This window comes from Streptomyces durocortorensis (assembly GCF_031760065.1).
Classification (GTDB): Bacteria; Actinomycetota; Actinomycetes; order Streptomycetales; family Streptomycetaceae; genus Streptomyces.
The window spans coordinates 6,076,060-6,092,067 of sequence record NZ_CP134500.1 but is presented as its reverse complement, the minus strand read 5'-3'; the positions used below and the strand labels follow the sequence as shown (position 1 = coordinate 6,092,067).

At 71.8% G+C, this 16,008-nt stretch carries 12 protein-coding genes; 7 read left to right on the top strand and 5 right to left on the bottom strand.

Annotation, left to right across the window (positions count from 1 at the left end):
• Positions 1-99 precede the first annotated feature (99 nt).
• The 5 genes from gmd to RI138_RS26925 are packed head-to-tail and all read left to right on the top strand — an operon-like array spanning position 100 to position 7,700.
• Positions 100-1,113 carry a GDP-mannose 4,6-dehydratase gene (gene gmd, locus RI138_RS26945; RefSeq protein ID WP_096629499.1) on the top strand — a complete coding sequence of 338 codons (1,014 nt, stop codon included), beginning with the start codon at positions 100-102 and terminating at the stop codon, positions 1,111-1,113.
• Positions 1,110-3,890 (top strand): LamG-like jellyroll fold domain-containing protein, encoded by a 2,781-nt coding sequence (locus RI138_RS26940; RefSeq protein WP_311121963.1) that lies wholly within the window; start codon positions 1,110-1,112, stop codon positions 3,888-3,890. The genes gmd and RI138_RS26940 overlap by 4 nt, the downstream gene beginning before the upstream one ends.
• Positions 3,887-6,142: a LamG domain-containing protein gene (locus RI138_RS26935; protein WP_311121962.1), complete on the top strand. Its 2,256-nt coding sequence runs from the start codon at positions 3,887-3,889 to the stop codon at positions 6,140-6,142. Before RI138_RS26940 ends, RI138_RS26935 begins: the two co-directional genes overlap by 4 nt.
• Positions 6,142-6,864 (top strand): hypothetical protein, encoded by a 723-nt coding sequence (locus tag RI138_RS26930; RefSeq protein WP_311121961.1) that lies wholly within the window; start codon positions 6,142-6,144, stop codon positions 6,862-6,864. Before RI138_RS26935 ends, RI138_RS26930 begins: the two co-directional genes overlap by 1 nt.
• Positions 6,861-7,700 carry a glycosyltransferase family 2 protein gene (locus RI138_RS26925; protein ID WP_311121960.1) on the top strand — a complete coding sequence of 280 codons (840 nt, stop codon included), beginning with the start codon at positions 6,861-6,863 and terminating at the stop codon, positions 7,698-7,700. The genes RI138_RS26930 and RI138_RS26925 overlap by 4 nt, the downstream gene beginning before the upstream one ends.
• Positions 7,701-7,712: 12 nt before the next feature.
• Here RI138_RS26925 and RI138_RS26920 read toward each other — a convergent pair whose 3' ends face one another.
• Complete coding sequence (locus RI138_RS26920) at positions 7,713-8,876, bottom strand: glycosyltransferase (protein ID WP_311121959.1); 1,164 nt, start codon at positions 8,874-8,876, stop codon at positions 7,713-7,715.
• Between the two features lie 105 nt (positions 8,877-8,981).
• Here RI138_RS26920 and RI138_RS26915 point away from each other — a divergent pair, with 105 nt between their 5' ends.
• Positions 8,982-10,496, top strand: a complete 1,515-nt coding sequence (locus RI138_RS26915) for a hypothetical protein (protein ID WP_398863803.1) — start codon at positions 8,982-8,984, stop codon at positions 10,494-10,496.
• Here the strand turns inward: RI138_RS26915 and RI138_RS26910 are convergent.
• Genes RI138_RS26910 through RI138_RS26900 form a run of 3 tightly spaced genes read right to left on the bottom strand, consistent with a single transcriptional unit; the run spans position 10,465 to position 14,659 of the window.
• Positions 10,465-11,709: an MATE family efflux transporter gene (locus tag RI138_RS26910; RefSeq protein ID WP_311121958.1), complete on the bottom strand. Its 1,245-nt coding sequence runs from the start codon at positions 11,707-11,709 to the stop codon at positions 10,465-10,467. The genes RI138_RS26915 and RI138_RS26910 overlap by 32 nt on opposite strands.
• Entirely contained in the window at positions 11,706-13,400 is a 1,695-nt protein-coding gene (locus tag RI138_RS26905; protein WP_311121957.1) for a lipopolysaccharide biosynthesis protein, read from the bottom strand. The genes RI138_RS26910 and RI138_RS26905 overlap by 4 nt, the downstream gene beginning before the upstream one ends.
• Positions 13,397-14,659, bottom strand: a complete 1,263-nt coding sequence (locus RI138_RS26900) for a glycosyltransferase (RefSeq protein WP_311121956.1) — start codon at positions 14,657-14,659, stop codon at positions 13,397-13,399. Before RI138_RS26900 ends, RI138_RS26905 begins: the two co-directional genes overlap by 4 nt.
• Before the next feature lie 151 nt (positions 14,660-14,810).
• On the opposite strand from RI138_RS26900, the gene RI138_RS26895 reads away from it, so the two are divergent.
• Entirely contained in the window at positions 14,811-15,260 is a 450-nt protein-coding gene (locus RI138_RS26895) for an adenylyltransferase/cytidyltransferase family protein (RefSeq protein WP_096629485.1), read from the top strand.
• Here the strand turns inward: RI138_RS26895 and RI138_RS26890 are convergent.
• Entirely contained in the window at positions 15,229-15,966 is a 738-nt protein-coding gene (locus RI138_RS26890; RefSeq protein WP_311121955.1) for a CDP-alcohol phosphatidyltransferase family protein, read from the bottom strand. The genes RI138_RS26895 and RI138_RS26890 overlap by 32 nt on opposite strands.
• Between the last annotated feature and the right edge of the window lie 42 nt (positions 15,967-16,008).

The following is a 16,008-nucleotide window of genomic DNA, read 5'->3' as shown; positions in this document are numbered from 1 at the left end:
GCAGAAGGGGACGGCGGTGATGCTTTGCCGCAGAACGTCCCAATTCCGATATGTCGGTGAACCGTTCGCCGCTCAGGCGATCGCAGAGAAGGGGGAATCGTGGCGAAGACCGCGCTCATCACCGGAGTGACCGGGCAGGACGGCTCGTATCTGGCCGAGCTGCTGCTCGACAAGGGCTACACGGTGCACGGGCTCATACGTCGTTCCTCAAGCTTCAACACCGAGCGGATCGACCACATCTACCAGGGTCCCGAGGAGCCGGAGCGCTCCTTCGTCCTGCACCACGCCGACCTGTCCGACGGGGTCGCGCTGGTGAACCTGTTGCGCGACATCCAGCCCGACGAGGTCTACAACCTGGGCGCGCAGTCGCATGTGCGGGTGTCCTTCGACGCCCCGCTGTACACCGGTGACGTCACCGGGCTCGGTACCATCCGGCTCCTTGAGGCGGTCCGGGCCAGCGGCATCCAGACCCGGATCTACCAGGCCTCGTCCTCCGAGATGTTCGGCGCCAGCCCGCCGCCGCAGAACGAGAAGACCGCGTTCCACCCGCGCAGCCCGTACAGCGTGGCAAAGGTCTACTCGTACTGGGCGACGGTCAACTACCGCGAGGCGTACGGCATGTTCGCGGTGAACGGGATTCTGTTCAACCACGAGTCGCCGCGCCGGGGCGAGACCTTCGTGACCCGCAAGATCACCCGTGGCGTCGCCCGGATCAAGGCTGGGCTCCAGGACCGGCTGCACCTGGGCAACCTGGACGCGGTCCGGGACTGGGGGTACGCCCCGGAGTACGTGGACGCCATGTGGCGGATGCTCCAGTGCGACACCCCCGACGACTACGTGGTCGCCACCGGCGAGGGGGTCAGCGTCCGGCAGTTCCTGGAGTTCGCCTTCGAGCACGCCGGCCTGGACTGGCGCGAGCACGTCCGCTACGACCCGAAGTACGAACGGCCCAGCGAGGTCGACGCGTTGATCGGCGACGCGTCCAAGGCCGAGGAGCTGCTGGGCTGGAAGCCCGAGGTGAAGTCGCGTGAGCTGGCCCGGATCATGGTCGACGCGGACATCCGCCGGCTGGACGACCAGCTGACCGGGGCCGCCGTTCGGGTGGACAGATGAAGGCGCCGGGCGGTCGCGGGCGCACGGCGCCCGTCGTCGCCCTCGCGCTGGCCGCCGGGGTGCTCGCCCCGGTGGCCGCCGCTCCCCCGGCGGCCGCCCTGACCGCACCGGTCGGCTTCACCGCCGACCATCTGCCCACGTACCAGACCAACGGCATCGTGTGGTCGCTGGCGGAGGCGCACGGGGTCGTCTACGCCGGCGGCACGTTCTCCTCCGTCCGCCCGGCGGGAACCCCGTCGGGCGGCGGCTCCGCACCCGCCGTCAACTTCGCGGCGTTCGACGCGGCGACCGGGGCACCGACCGGCTGCGCGCTCTCCTTCACCCGGACCAGCGGCACCGCGACCGTACGGGCGCTCGCCGTCTCCCCGGACAAGTCGACGCTGTACGTGGGTGGTTACTTCAACGCGGTCAACGGGTCGGGCGCCAACGGCCTGGTCGCCGTCGACACCGCCACCTGCACCCGACGGGCCGGGTTCTCGCCGAACTTCTCGGCGACGGTCCGCGCGCTGGACGTCGCGGCCGACGGCACGGTCTACGCGGGCGGGGACTTCCAGTCCGTCAACGGGCAGACGCGGCGGTTCTTCGGCGCGGTGACCCCGGCGGGTGCGGTGACCGGGTGGAATCCGGACGCGGACGACCCGGGCCGGACGCTGAAGGTGACGCCGGACGGGGCCTCGGTGCTGCTCGGCGGCGACTTCTTCACCGTGGGCGGCGCCGACTCCCATGCGATCGCGGTGACCAGCGCCACCACCGGAGCGCTCACCCGCGCGTATCCCGACGGCTTCATCCCCTCCACCGCCGTCATCAAGGACATCGTCACGGACTCCGCATCGGGCGGCTGGTACGCCGCCGGTGAGGGCCGCGGCGGCCGCTCCTTCGACGGCCGCCTCGCGATGGAGCTGGACGGCTTCGACCAGCGCTGGCGGGACACCTGCCAGGGGGCGACCCAGGCACTGCGGGTCTACAAGTCGGTGCTCTACGCCGCCAGCCACGTCCACGACTGCTCGACGATGGGCGGCTTCCCCAACCAGACTCGCAAGCACCTCACCGCGCAGAGCGTCGACGACCCGGCGCTGCTGGGCTGGCTGCCGGACACGAACGACGGGATCGGGGAGCCGGTCGGGCCGCGCGCGCTGACGATCGCCTCGCGCGACGGCCGCGACTTCCTCTGGGTGGGCGGGGAGTTCACCACGGTCAACGGGGGTCCGCAGCAGGCGCTCACCCGGTTCGCGAACACCCCGGACACCGGTGCTCCGAGCGTGCCCGCGGCCAGTGTGTCCGCGCCCCGGGCCGGTGAGGTGCGGGTGAGCTGGCGGACCTCGCTGGACCTGGACGACAGCCTGCTGACGTACCGGGTGTACCGCAACGGGGGCTCGTCCCCGGTGCACACCACGACCGGCTCGTCGCTCTTCTTCAGCCGTCCCCAGCTCAGCTTCACCGACCGGAGCGTGGCGGCCGGACAGACGTACTCCTACCGGATCACGGCGACCGACGGCGCGGGCAACACCAGCGCACTCTCCCCCGCCGCCTCCGTGACCGCCGCCTCCTGGGCCTCCCCGTACCAGGAACGGGTGCTGGCCGACGGTGCCGATCTGTACTGGCGCTACGACGAGCCCGGCGGAGCATTCGCCGCGGACGCCTCGGACAGCGACAACGGCGGCGTGTACGTGAACGCCCCGACCTACCGCAGTACTCCCTCGGCCGTCGCGGGCTCGGCGGCGCTCGCGCTGAACGGCAGCGACGAGTACGTGTACAGCGACCGGCTGCACCACTACACCTCCCCCACCCCGTACTCCATCGAGACGTGGTTCCGTACGACGTCGACGAGCGGCGGGCGGCTCGTCGGCTTCGGCAACAACATCGGTACGGCACAAGGCCGGACGAGCTCGATCTCCGACAAGCTTCTCTACCTCACGGACAACGGCCGGCTAGCCTTCGGCGTCCAGGTGGGCAGCACCAACAGCCGCCCCACCCTCACCAGTTCGGCCAGTTACCACGACGGCCAGTGGCACCACGCCGTCGCCACCCAGGGACCCGGCGGGATGACGCTGTACGTCGACGGGGTGCGGGTCGCCTCCAACACGACCGCGGGCAACCGCTCGTACAACGGGTACTGGCGGGTCGGCGGGGACGCGATGAGCAACGCCTGGCCGAACCGCCCTTCCAGCACCTACTTCGCCGGTCAGGTCGACGAGACGGCGATCTACCGCTCGGCGCTGACCCCGGCCCAGGTGGCCGCCCACCACGAGCTGGCCCAAGCCCCCGCCCCGCCCGTCGACACCACGGTGAGCGTCCTGCCCGACGAGGACGCCTACATCAACAGCGTGGCGGCCAACACCAACTACGACCACCAGCAGTTGGCCTCGCGGGGGACGACGGCCTATCTGAGCTATCTGCGCTTCACCCTGCCCGACGCCCCGGCCGAGCAGGTCCTCAAAGCGGCCCGCCTCCAGTTCCGTACGTCCTCGGACCCGACGGCGGGCTCCACCGACAGCCACAGCGTGGTGCCGGTCACCGGCGCCTGGACCGAGTCGGCGGTCACCTACAACTCCCGGCCGGCGCTCGCCGCGACCGCGCTGGGGACCATCACCGGCGCAACCGCCGTCTCCACCGACTACGCGGTGGAGCTCACCGCGCCGGCACTGGGCGGGGCCCTGGGCTCCTCCTACTCACTCGCCCTGACCAGCAGCGGGACGGACAGTCTGCGCATCTGGTCGAGCGAGGCAGGATCCGCGGCCTCCCGGCCGCAGCTCGTTCTCACCTTCGGAGCTGAATGATGAACGGAAGTACGGGGCAGAGAACCGGGGGGCGCGGCCGTGTGCGGGCCGCCACCGCCGCTCTCGGCCTGCTGGCCGGAGCCCTGTCCGCGACCGCGGTCGGGGCATCCCCGGCGGCGGCACTGACACCACCGGTCGCGATCACCGCGGACGACCTCACCACCTGGCAGACCAACGGCATCGTCTGGGCGATGGCCGCCGGCGACGGCGTCGTGTACGCGGGCGGCACCTTCTCCACCCTGCGACCCCCCACGGCCGCGCCCGGCACCGGCGAAGAGCCCGCGGTGAACTTCGCGGCGTTCGATGCGGCGACCGGGGCCCCCACCGACTGCTCGCTGTCGTTCACGGTCTCCTCCGGGACCGCTACCGTCCGGTCCCTGGCCCTGTCCCCGGACGGCGAAACCCTCTACGCGGGCGGTCAGTTCGGGGCGGTGAACGGGGTCGGGGTGAGTAACATCGCGGCGATCGACACCGAGACCTGCACCGTCCGCGACGACTTCAAGATCGCCGTGACGGCGACCGTGCGAGCGCTCGCCGCCACCGGCGACACGGTCTATCTCGGCGGCGACTTCAACAGCGTCGGCGGTCAGACCAGGAACAAGTTCGCCGCAGTGACCACGGCCGGGGCCTCACTGCTGCCCTTCACGGCGAACGCGGACGAGGTGGCCCGGGCCATCGAGGTGACCCCGGACGGGCAGAACGTGCTGCTCGGCGGGGACTTCTTCCGGATCAACGGCACCAGCACGCACGCCCTGGCCGTGGTGGACGCCACCACCGGGCAACTCACCAAGTCCTACCCGGGGTTCATCCACGACCGGTCCACCGTCCAGGACATCACCACCGACGCCACCGGCTTCTACACCGCCAACGAGGGCAGCGGCGGAGGGGTGTTCGACGGCCGCATCGCCCTGAACCTGAGCGACTTCCAGCAGCGCTGGCGGGACACCTGCCTCGGCGCGACCCAGTCGGTGCTGGTGCACTCCGGGGTGCTCTACAGCGGCAGCCACGCCCACGACTGCGCCAGCATGGGCGCGTTCCCCGACCAGCCGCGCAAGCACCTGCTGGCCCAGTCGGTCGACGACCCGAAGCTGCTGCCGTGGTTCCCGGACACCAACGACGGCATCGGGGAGCCGGTCGGCCCCCGCGTGATGGCGCAGACGAGCAGCGGCGACCGCCACTACCTGTGGGTGGGCGGCGAGTTCACCACGGTCAACCGAAAGCCCCAGCAGGGCCTGACCCGGTTCGCGGACGGACCGGACACCGGGGCGCCCTGGGTGCCCAACGTCAGCCTGTCGACGCTGACTCCGGGGCAGATCGACGTGAACTGGCAGACCAGCTTCGACACCGACGACGGTGAGCTGACCTACCGGATCTACAAGAACGGCTCCGACACCCCGGTCCACACCACGACCGGCTACTCCGTCTTCTGGGACCGGCCGCAGCTGACCTGGACGGACACCGACGTCGCCCCGGGCGAGACCCACTCGTACCGGATCACCGCCAGCGACGGCATCAACACCAGCGCCAAGTCCCCGCCCCACTCCGCCACCGTGGCGAGCACCACGGAGGCCTATGCCGACCGGGTCCGGGCGGACGGGGCGAGCCTCTACTGGCGCTACGACGAGGGCATCTCCACCTTCGCGCACGACAGCAGCCGCAACCTGAACAACGGGTTCATGCGCAACGCCCCCGCCTACCGGCAGACCCCGGCCGCAGTGGCCGGGCCCTCGACAGCGATCGGGCTCAACGGCACCGACGAGTACCTGTACAGCAACCGGCAGCACCCGCAGCCGACCCGGTTCACCATCGAGACCTGGATCAAGACCACCACCAACCGGGGTGGAAAGATCATCGGCTTCGGCAATCTGACCCAGCAGAACAGCACCCGTCACGACAAGCACGTCTACATGCGCAACGACGGGCGGCTCACGTTCGGCGTGTACAGGGGCGGCACCCGGACCATCACCACCCCGGGAACGTACAACGACGGCCAGTGGCACCACGTCGTCGCCACCCAGGGCCCCGGCGGCATGGCGCTGTACGTCGACGGACAGCGGCGCACGTCGAACTTCCTGTACACCGCCAACGAGGACTACCCCGGCTACTGGCGGGTCGGCGGGGACAACCTGTCGGGCTGGCCCAGCCGGCCCAGCAGCAACTTCTTCGCCGGCCAGATCGACGAGACCGCCATCTATCCGACCGCGCTGAGCGCTTCCCAGATCAGCGCGCACTACGCCCTGAGGAACGGCTGATGAGGAATCCGTTCCTGGCCGGTGCCGCCGTCGTCATGACGGCGGCGGCGCTGGCGGCCTGCGGCTCGTCAGCGGACGGGAACGACCCGGAGGCCGCGGGCGCCGAGCGCCCCGTGGCCTCCGGGCCCGCCGTCCCCGGCCCCTCCGCCACCACACCCGCCACGCCCTTGGCCGAGGAGCCGGCAACCGCCGTGCCGTCCGCTCCGGCCGCCACGGCCGAGGGCCCCAAGACACCCGCCGACGAGCTCACCCCGGCCACCGGGACGTTCACCAAGAAGCAGAAGGAGTATCTGGAGGACCGGGTGCCCAAGGGCATGGACCCGGCCGCCGTGCTCCAGACCGGGCAGGAGACCTGCGACAAGCTGCGCTACCTGGTCAAGGTCGACCGGGACACCGCCATCGGCACGATCGTGACCGACGAGATCCCGGGCGCGGCGGACGCGGTCGCCGGGCTCTGCTCCCAGCACCGGGACCTGGTGGACGAGGCGGCGGTCGGCTACCCGGACGGCACACACACCGGGAAGAAGCTCCGTCCGGGCGTCTACCGCTCGGCCTCCCCCACCACGAACTGCTCCTGGCAGATCGCCGGGGCCGGGGGCAGGGAACTGTCCTCGGGCACCTCCGACACCGGCACCTCCCGCAAGATCACGATCCCGGAGTCCGCCCGTACGTTCACCTCCACAGGCTGCTACGCCTGGCTGCTCGAAGGAGCCAAGGGATGACCGCAGGTAAGACGAAGCTCCCGATAGCGGTGGCGATCCCCACCAAGAACGAGGGACTGAACATCGCCGAGGCGGTGAAGTCGGTGCTCGGCCACTTCGAGGCGGTCGTGGTGGTGGACTCGCACAGCACCGACGACACCGTGAAGATCGCCGAGGAGTGCGGGGCCGAGGTGGTCACGTACACCTGGGACGGGGGCCATCCCCGGAAGAAGCAGTGGTGCCTGGAGAACGTCCGCACCGACCTGGACTGGATTCTGCTGCTCGACGGGGACGAGCGGCTCAGCCCGCGGCTGCTGGCCGAACTGCGGCAGACCTTCCGGAACCCGGCGGCGCCGAAGCCCGCCGCGTACGACATCCCCCTCGGCTACTGGTTCTCGGGGAAGCGGCTGCGCCACGGATACACCATCCGCAAGCGGTCGTTGACCGACCGGACCCGCTGCCACTACCCGGAGGGCGGGGATCTGGACGCGCCGGGGATCGGGGAGGTGGAGGGCCACTACCAGCCGGTCGCGGCAAGCGTGGGGACGCTGAGGCACCCGATCGAGCACCAGGACCTCGACCCGGTCACCGCCTGGTTCGAGCGGCACAACCGCTACTCGGACTGGGAGGCGTGGCTGGAGCACCACCCCGAGGTGAAGGAGCAGGTGCGTCAGGTCAAGTCGCGGCAGGGGCAGTTGTTCCACAAGGCGCCGTTCAAGCCGGTGGTGTCGTTCGCGTACATGTACCTCTACCGGCGGGGCTTCCTGGACGGCCGGGCGGGGTTCGACTTCGCGCTGGCGATGAGCTTCTACCGCTGGCAGATCGCTCTCAAATCCCGTGAGAAGCCCGTACGTTGACGAGTCAGCCGGTCACCCTCGCCTCCGGCGGACCACGTCCTCGTAGGTCCGCCGGAGGGTGGTGGTGACCACCTCGATGGTGAAGCGCTCGTTGACCAGCTCCCAGGCGGCCTTGCCCGCCTGCTCGGCGGCCTCCGGCTCCAGCAGCTCCAGGACGGCGTCGGCGACCTTGCGCGCGTTGGCGGCGTCCGCGCCGACCCGGCTGTCGATGACCCGTCCCGCGCCCGTCTCGGCCACATCGGGCCCCAGGCCGCAGGTGCGGGTGATGACGACCGGGGTGCCGACCGACATCGCCTCCAGGACGGAGACCCCGAGCGGCTCCTCGATGGAGGGGAGGACGTACACGTCGGCCTCGCGTCCGGCGGCGAGCACCTCGTCGTGGTCCAGCGGCCCGACATGGTCCAGGGAGTCGGCAACGCCCAACCTGGCCGCCAGCGCGAGGGTTTCGGGAAGGGCCCCGGTGTCGGGCCCGGCCAGCACGAAGCGGGCGTCCGGGTGGCGGGCGAGGACGTGCGGCATCGCGGCGACGAAGTCCTCGGGCCGCTTGCGCTCCTGGATGCGGGCAAGGAAGAGCACGGTGGGCGGGCGGCCGGGGTCGCGGGCGGGCTTGCGCTCCTGCGGGCGCACCCCGTTGACCAGCCGTACGGTACGGCTGAGCGGGACGGGTGCGGCGACGGCGTTCACATCGAGCCGTTCCATCTCGGTCAGATGCAGGACGGCGTCCGCCTCCCGCAGCACCTTGCGGACTCCGAGCAGATCGGTGAGCTGGGCGACGCGCTTCTCGGTCGGGTCGACCATGCCGTGGGTCTGCACGACCAGGGGGGTACGGGTCGCGAGGGCGATCAGCGCGGCGGGCAGGGTCACCAGGTCCCGCATGAGGTGGACGTGGACGAGGTCGGCGCCGCGCATCATGCGGCGGGCGGTGCTCAGCAGGGCGGCGGAGGTGATGCCGCTGACCTCGAACATCGGGAGCAGATGCCGGGCCTGGAAGAGGTGGACCGGAACTCCCTCCACACTGCTGGGCAGTTCACCGTCCGGGAAGCCGTCGCCCAGGGCCATGATGCGGGCGTCGTCACCGGCGGACCGCTGGACCTTGGACAGGTTGAGCGCCACCCGGGTCGGACCGCCGAACGCGTGGTCCGGGGTGTGGAGCGTGACAACGTGCAGGATTTTCACCAGGGTTCCCCTCAACCTCGGCCGACTGTTCACAGCGTAGCCATTGCGTCCCTCCAAGTGGGTTGATTCGTTAGAGTGTTCAGCGGTCCACGGAACGGGGGGCGGATGACGTCCGTGCACACGCCGACGCGCACGCCGAAGCCTTCGCCGACGCGGCCGACGGCCCTCGAACCGCCCGCCCGGCCGATCGCCTGGGCCATGCTCTCGCGGGCGCTGGCGGTCCCGCTGATCCTGGGTCTGGTCTGCTTCCTGCCCGCGGTGATCGCCGCGCAGCCCGGCAGCGGGGTGCGGGACACGGCGTACTGGCTCCAGTTGGTGCTGACCTGCTACGCGGGGGCCCGGCTGGCGACGATGATCCTCTCCACCCGGCGGCGGCTGCTCCAGGGCGTCTTCTGGATGTTCGTCTACATCGCGATGGGCGTGGCGCCGTTCGCGCAGGTGGTCATCGGCCAGACGCCGACGCCGATGGTGGGGCCGCGCTCGGACCTGGTGACGGCGATCGCGATGATCCTGGTGGGATGTGCGGCCTTCGACCTGGGGGCGCTGCTGGCCTCGCGGCGGCCGCTGCGCCGCCGTACGCCGACCGCGCGCGGGACGGGCGGGCCCGCCGTGGCGCATCCGGTGCGGCTGCGGCTGCTGGTGCTGCTCGCGTTCGCGGCCAGCGGGTACTACGTGCTGAAGCTGGGCGGGCCCGCGGTCTTCTTCTCCAGCAGGCAGGAGATCAGCGAGACGGTGGCGGCGAGCGGGGTCGCCTCGGGCGAGTCGAACGTCGGCTCGGCGTTCCTGAAGGGCTTCGGCACGGTCCCCGCGCTGCTGGCACTGCTCTTCTGCACCCGCCGCCTGGTGACCTCCCGGCGGGCCCGGAGGACCCCGTCGACGGTGCTGGCGTGGGTGGCGCTGGCGGCGCTCAATCTGGTGGTGAACAACCCGATCTCCAACGCGCGTTACTGGTTCCTGACGGTGCTGGTGTCGTTGCTGTTCACGGCGTTCCCGCGCAGTGCGGCGATGTACCGCTCGGTGCTCGCGGCGGGCGTGGTGGGGGCGCTGGTGCTGTTCCCGTACGCGGACAAGTTCCGCTACGACGAGGAGGGGCAGCGGACCGTGCAGTCCGCCTCGGCTTTCGAGCCGCTGGCCACCAAGGACTACGACCAGACGGTGATGTTCGCCAACACCATCTCCTGGGTGGACACCCGGGGCCACACCTATGGCCGTCAACTGGCGGGCTCCGCGCTGTTCTTCGTGCCCCGGTCGGTGTGGAGCGGAAAGCCGGAGGACACCGGGGTCCGGGTCGGGCAGTGGATGGGGATGCGGATGACCAACCTCTCGGCCCCGCTGTGGACCGAGCTCTGGGTGGACCTCGGCCCGGCCGGAATGGCCGGCGGCCTGGCGCTGATCGGCTACGCGGCGGCCCGCACGGACCGCCGCTACGCCCTCGCGGTCACCCGGGCGGGCCCGGGCTCCGGCAGTGTGCTGGCCATCGCGGCCCCGCTGATCGCCGGGTACACCTTCATCCTGCTGCGCGGCCCACTGCTCCAGGCAGTGGGCAAGCTCGCCATCGCGGTGCTCTGTCTGGCGCTGATCACCACGTTCAGGGAGCAGCGGGCAGCGCGTCGGCGCTGACGGGCTCCTGGGGCGCGGCCTTCCGTCGGCGCAGCCGGGCCACCCTGATCCAGGTAGCGGTGGCCTTGCAGAGCGAGCCCAGGAAGAGGCCCCAGGCGGCGCCCGGGACGCCCCCGATGACGTAACCGCCCGCGAGGAACGCCACGGCGGTGAGTGAGAAGACGATCTGGATGGGGAGCGTGGTGCGCGGGTCGAGCATGCGCAGGGCGAGCAGGCCGCAGGTGCCGACGGCCATCGCCGCGTACTGGCTGCCGGTCGCGGGGAGCAGTGCGGCGGCAACGGGCCAGGTGTCGCCGAGGAGTTGGCGTCCTGCGCTGTCGGGCAGCAGGGCGAGGACCGTGGCCCAGAGCGCGGCCGTGGTGGCGAGAGCGGCGGCGAGCGCGGCGGTGGCCCGGACCCGGCGGCGTTCGTCGCCGACGCGGCCGAGGATCGGAGGGCCGAAGGAGGTGGCGGAGGTGAACAGCACGTTCAGCGGCCCGAAGAGGGTGGTCGCCCCGCGCAGCGCCCCGACCAGGAGGGGGTTGCCGACCGCGCCGAGGCCGAGGACGGACAGCTGGCTGGTGGCGTTGCCCACGCCGAACTCGACGGTGAAGCGCTGCCCGAGGTGGCCGCGCCGCAGCATCGGGCGCAGTGCCGTCGGGGCCCCGTCGGTGGCACGGCGGAGCAGGACGGCGGAGAGCAGCAGGGCGGGCAGGGCGGACAGGCCCCAGACCGCGATCAGCCGGGCCGGGGCCGCCCCGTAGTCCTGTACGGAGAGGGCCGCGAGTACGCAGACCAGCCGCAACAGGTCCGAGATCAGGGCGTGGTGGGGCTGCTGGAGCGTGGAGAAGGCGTAGCGGACGGCGTCCTGGCCCAGCACCACGGGCAGGACCAGGCCGAGCATCAGCAGGGCGCGGGCCGTGTCTCCGGGGACGAGGGCGCAGACGGCGGCCAGGAGCATGCCGAGCACGGCGGCGGCGAGCACGGTGAAGGTCACGGCCGAGCGGCAGGCGCCCCGGGTCTCCTCGCCCGCGCCGCGCTTGAGGACGAGGGGCTGCCCGGTGTACGCCCCCGAGACGCCGAGCAGCACGGTGAAGGCCAGGTAGACCGCGGAGAAGCGGGCGAAGTCGGCGACGGTGGAGAGCCGGGCGGCGGCCACCAGCACGAGGATGTTGGTGAGCGCCGCCACGCCCTGGTCCGCGACCGAGCAGAGGACGGCCGTGCGGGCTCTCACCGTCGCGCCGCCGGGAGCGTCAAGGAGCGCAGTCCGAGGGTCTCGGTCGGATCGCCGGTGAGCTCGGGGGCGTCCGGCTCTGCGGTGGGAGTGGGTCCGCCGCCACCGCCGCTTCCCCTGCGCCGGGTGGACTTCGCTCGCCGCTCCGCGCGGCGCAGCCGCCCCCGGGGCGGGTGGAGCAGGGAACCGAGGACGGAGCCCCCGGAGGCGACGATGATCTCGCGGATGCGTTCCAGGTCGCTGCGGTGCACCTCGCGCGGGTCGCACACGATCATGACGCCCGCCACCCGGTCGACGAGGGCGACCGCGTCCGCGTAGGAGAGGACGGGCGGGGCGAGCACGATGACGACGGTGCCGGGGCGGTCGGCCTCGGCGACGACGCGGCCGACGGGCGGGGAGGTGAGGACGCGCGGGACGTTGTCGACGGTGGTGCCGGGGATCAGGGTGAAGGCCCCGGAGCCGGGGACGTCCACGCCCGAGCGGCCGCCGGTGGGCCAGCTGCCGTCGCCCTCCTCGGCGGCCCAGCGCGGCGGGCGCACCTTGTGGGCGGCGGAGCCCAGGTCCCGGGCGAGGGAGGGGGTGCGCAGATCGGCCTCGACCAGCAGGACGTCACGGCCCATCTCGGCGAAGGCGGCGGCGAGGTTGGCCGCGGCCGCGGCGGCGGCCGCGTTGTCGTCGCGCGGAGCGGTGACGAGCAGGCGGCGGCTCTCGGCGAACGACGGGTCGTAGGCGAGCCGGAAGGCGACCGCGCGGTACTCCTCGGCGAGCCGGGAGCCGCTGCGGCCGATGGCGAGCAGTCCGCCCGTGGCGGCGCGCTCCCGGGGCAGGGTGCCGAGCAGCGGGGCGCCGAGCGAGTGGACCAGCTCGCGGGTGGAGCGTACGGCGGGGTCGAAGACGAGGCGCACCCAGGACAGCAGCAGCCCCAGCGCCAGACCGACGACACCGCCGAGCCCGAGCAGCAGGGGCAGGCCGGCCCCGGTGGGCGAGGTGGGGGCGACGGGCTTCTTGTTGAGATAGCCGGGGGTGGTGTCCAGGGCCTTGAGCTCGGAGATCTTCCGGCTCAGTTCGGAGATGGAGACGATGATGTTGGCGCGGGCACTGGTGACGTCGTCGGCGGCGCCCGCGCCGATCTGCTTCTCCAGCATGTCGCGCTTCTCCTCCAGCGGGCCGAGCTGGGCCCGGTAGCCGTCGGACATGTTCTTGATGCTGTCCTCGGTGCGTGCCTTGCGATGGGCGAGATACGCGCCTGCCAGGGCTTCGGCGCGGGCGCGGGACTGCTCGGGGGTGGCACCGGTGTAGGAGAAGCGGAGGGTGAGGGTGTTGGGGGGGTTGGTGACCTGGAGTCCGTCCAGCAGCTTACGGGCGGCGACGTCGTCGCCCGCCTTGAGGAGGGTGCCCGCGGCCAGGGTGCCGACGGTGTCGCTGACGGCGGTCTGGCGCTCGGAGCCGATGTTGATGCCCTTGTCGGCGGAGGCTCCGGCGGCGAAGGGGTCGGAGATCGCGGAACGGACGAGTACTTCGCCGGTGGCGGTGTAGGTCTCCTCGCCGCCGAGCGCGAGATAGCCTCCGCCGAGCAGTCCGACGGCGACGCCGGCGGCCAGCAGGCTTCGGTAGCGGAGGAGTTGGCGGAACTGGTCGCGCAGGAGCGCCGGCTCGTCCTGGTCGTCCGGGACCCGGTTCACGGCTGTCATCGGCGAGGGCCCCCTTGTCCGTCCCGCAGGACCTCGGCGAGCAGTTCGTCGAAGCGGGCGAGGCCCGCCTCCCGGCTCAGGTGGCGTGCCACGTACCGCGGCCCCTCGGCTCCGAGGGCGTCGGCGCGGGCCGGGTCGGCGGCGAACTTGCGTACGGCTTCCAGGAGGGCGGCGGGGTCCTCAGGGGCGACGAGGACCCCGGCCCCGGAGCGGCGGACCTCGTCGGCGGTGCCGCCCTCGTCGGCGACGGAGGCGAGCACGGGGCGTCCGGAGACGAAGTAGGAGGTGAGCTTGGAGGGGACGCTCATGTCGAGGACCGAGGCCCGCTGGGTGACCGCGAGGACATCGGCGGCGGCGAGGACGTCGGGGAACTCCTCGGCGCTCGCGGGCTCCAGGAACTCCACGTTGGGCAGTCCCTCGGCGCGGGCGCGCAGGGCGTCGCGCTGGTTGCCGTCGCCCATCAGGACGACACGGATGTCCGGGGCCAGCCGGGCGGTGTCGATGAGCACCTCCAGGCCCTGCTTGAGGCCCATGTTGCCGGAGTGCAGCAGGACGGGGGTGGTGGCGGCCCAGCCGAACCGGGCCCGGGTGGCGGCCCGGTCGGCGGTGGGGCCTTGCACATGGGTCCAGTTGGGGACGAGGCGGATGCGGCCGGGGTCCACGCCGAGGGCGGTGACCCCGGGGACGAAGCTCTCGTGGATGACGCCGACGAGGGCGGCCCCGCGCAACGCGTACCGCTCGGCGGCCGCGGCGACGGCGGCCGCCCGGCCCCCGCCCCGGATGCCGCTCTGCGCGGCGGCGGCGCCCATCAGGTCCTGGACAACGGGGAGGTAGGGCACGCGGTGGCGACGGGCGAGGCGGGCCCCGATGACGCCGCCCGCGAGGCTGGGCATCTGGGCGATCACGGCGTCGGGGCGTCCCGGCGGCGGGGCGGTGAGCCCGGTGGCGAGGATGCTCGCCTCGAACGCGGCTCGGCGCAGGGCGGTCTGACGGGACGGCACATAGTGCCTGCGCCGGTGCACGCCGACGCCACCGCGTATCTCCACGGTCCGCCACACGCCCCGGTAGCCCTCCTCTAGCTGCCAGGCGGGGTAGTGCGGCATACCGGTCAGCGCCCTGACCCGGGCACCCGACGCGGCCCAGTGCTCGGCCAGTTGGGTAGCGTACGGGCCGATGCCCGTGACCTCCGGGGCATAGTTGGTCGACACCACCAGAAGGCGGCGGTCCCGGAACGGCCCGCGCCTGGCTCCATCACTCATCGGACGATCGCCTTCCCCCCATGACAGCCGCTGTCCCCACCGAGGAACAGCCCCTGTCGAGCTTATCCGTTCACGGCTTGCTCAAGTGTTCTTCACAGTAAGGTCGTTGGAACATCACCGGATCACGTTCACCGTGGGGGGAGAGATACGGATGGTGCAGCACAGGGTGGGTTACGCGCCCGGGGTGTACGACCTGTTCCATGTCGGTCACCTGAACATCCTGCGGCATGCCCGCAGTCAGTGCGACTACCTGGTCGCGGGGGTCGTCTCGGACGAGATGGCCGCCCTCGCCAAGGGCCACCGGCCCGTGATCCCGTTGCGCGAACGACTGGAGATCGTCCGCAGCGTGCGGTTCGTGGACGCCGCGTTCGTGGAGACCGTGCCGGACAAGGTCGAGACCTGGCAGCAGGTCCGGTTCGACGTGATCTTCAAGGGCGACGACTGGCGGGGCACGGACAAGGGCCTGAAGCTGGAGCGCGACTTCGCCGAAGTGGGCGTGGAGGTCGTCTACTTCCCGTACACCGTGCACACGTCCAGCACCCAGCTGCGGCGGGCGCTGGACGTGCTCGTCAGCCCGCCCGGAGCGCTTTCAGCTCCCTGAACCACTTGGCCAGGAAGGCCGCGAGGAACAGGGTGTGCACCACCGCCAGCACGGCGTACCCGGCGCGGAAGGCTCCGGGTGCGCCGAGCAGGAGGAACACCAGGCAGAACACCCCGTAGTCGGCGGGCAGCAGCGCCACGGCCCGCCCCCGGGAGACCGGCGCCGCCGCCGGTGCCGCCCAGGCCGGCCCGCGGGCGCTCGCCGCCGCCTTGCCGAGCTGTTCGCGCAGCAGCCCGGCGCAGAAGGTGAGCACGGCGGCCAGCTGGAAGCCCAGTGGCAGCAACAGCCAGGCATCAGAGGGTAGTTCACCGAAGCGGTAGAACGAGATCAGGACCGCGGTGTGGACGAGGAGCAGCTTCCCGCAGTCCACGACATGGTCCAGCCACTCCCCGTCGGGCCCGCCCTTGCCGGTGAGCCGGGCGAGCTGCCCGTCGGCGGAGTCGAAGGCGAAGCCGACCGCCAGGGCCGCGTAGACGGTGACCGCGAGCGTCCACGACGGCTCGGCGAGCGCGACCGCGGCGAGGGCGGAATAGGTGAACAAGGCGCTGACCAGCGTAACTTGATTGGGTGTCAGCCCCATGCGATACGCCCCGGCCGCCAGCACCCGCCCGGCCGGGCGGTTCACGTACCGCGAGTACAGCGAAACGCCCTTGGCGCTCTTCTGTGCGCCGCGCAATTCGCGCAGCACCGTGCCCGTGCTTCCCATACGCCCCCCAGCGTCCGGCATGTGCCCGCATCATTGCATGCG

Bases quoted from the DNA above. Each gene is read 5' to 3' on its own strand.
- RI138_RS26940 (WP_311121963.1), top strand. From the start codon at position 1,110: ATGAAGGCGCCGGGCGGTCGCGGGCGCACGGCGCCCGTCGTCGCCCTC.
- RI138_RS26935 (WP_311121962.1), top strand. From the start codon at position 3,887: ATGATGAACGGAAGTACGGGGCAGAGAACCGGGGGGCGCGGCCGTGTG.
- RI138_RS26930 (WP_311121961.1), top strand. From the start codon at position 6,142: ATGAGGAATCCGTTCCTGGCCGGTGCCGCCGTCGTCATGACGGCGGCG.
- RI138_RS26925 (WP_311121960.1), top strand. From the start codon at position 6,861: ATGACCGCAGGTAAGACGAAGCTCCCGATAGCGGTGGCGATCCCCACC.
- RI138_RS26915 (WP_398863803.1), top strand. From the start codon at position 8,982: ATGACGTCCGTGCACACGCCGACGCGCACGCCGAAGCCTTCGCCGACG.
- RI138_RS26905 (WP_311121957.1), bottom strand. From the start codon at position 13,400: ATGACAGCCGTGAACCGGGTCCCGGACGACCAGGACGAGCCGGCGCTC.
- RI138_RS26900 (WP_311121956.1), bottom strand. From the start codon at position 14,659: ATGAGTGATGGAGCCAGGCGCGGGCCGTTCCGGGACCGCCGCCTTCTG.
- RI138_RS26895 (WP_096629485.1), top strand. From the start codon at position 14,811: ATGGTGCAGCACAGGGTGGGTTACGCGCCCGGGGTGTACGACCTGTTC.
- RI138_RS26890 (WP_311121955.1), bottom strand. From the start codon at position 15,966: ATGGGAAGCACGGGCACGGTGCTGCGCGAATTGCGCGGCGCACAGAAG.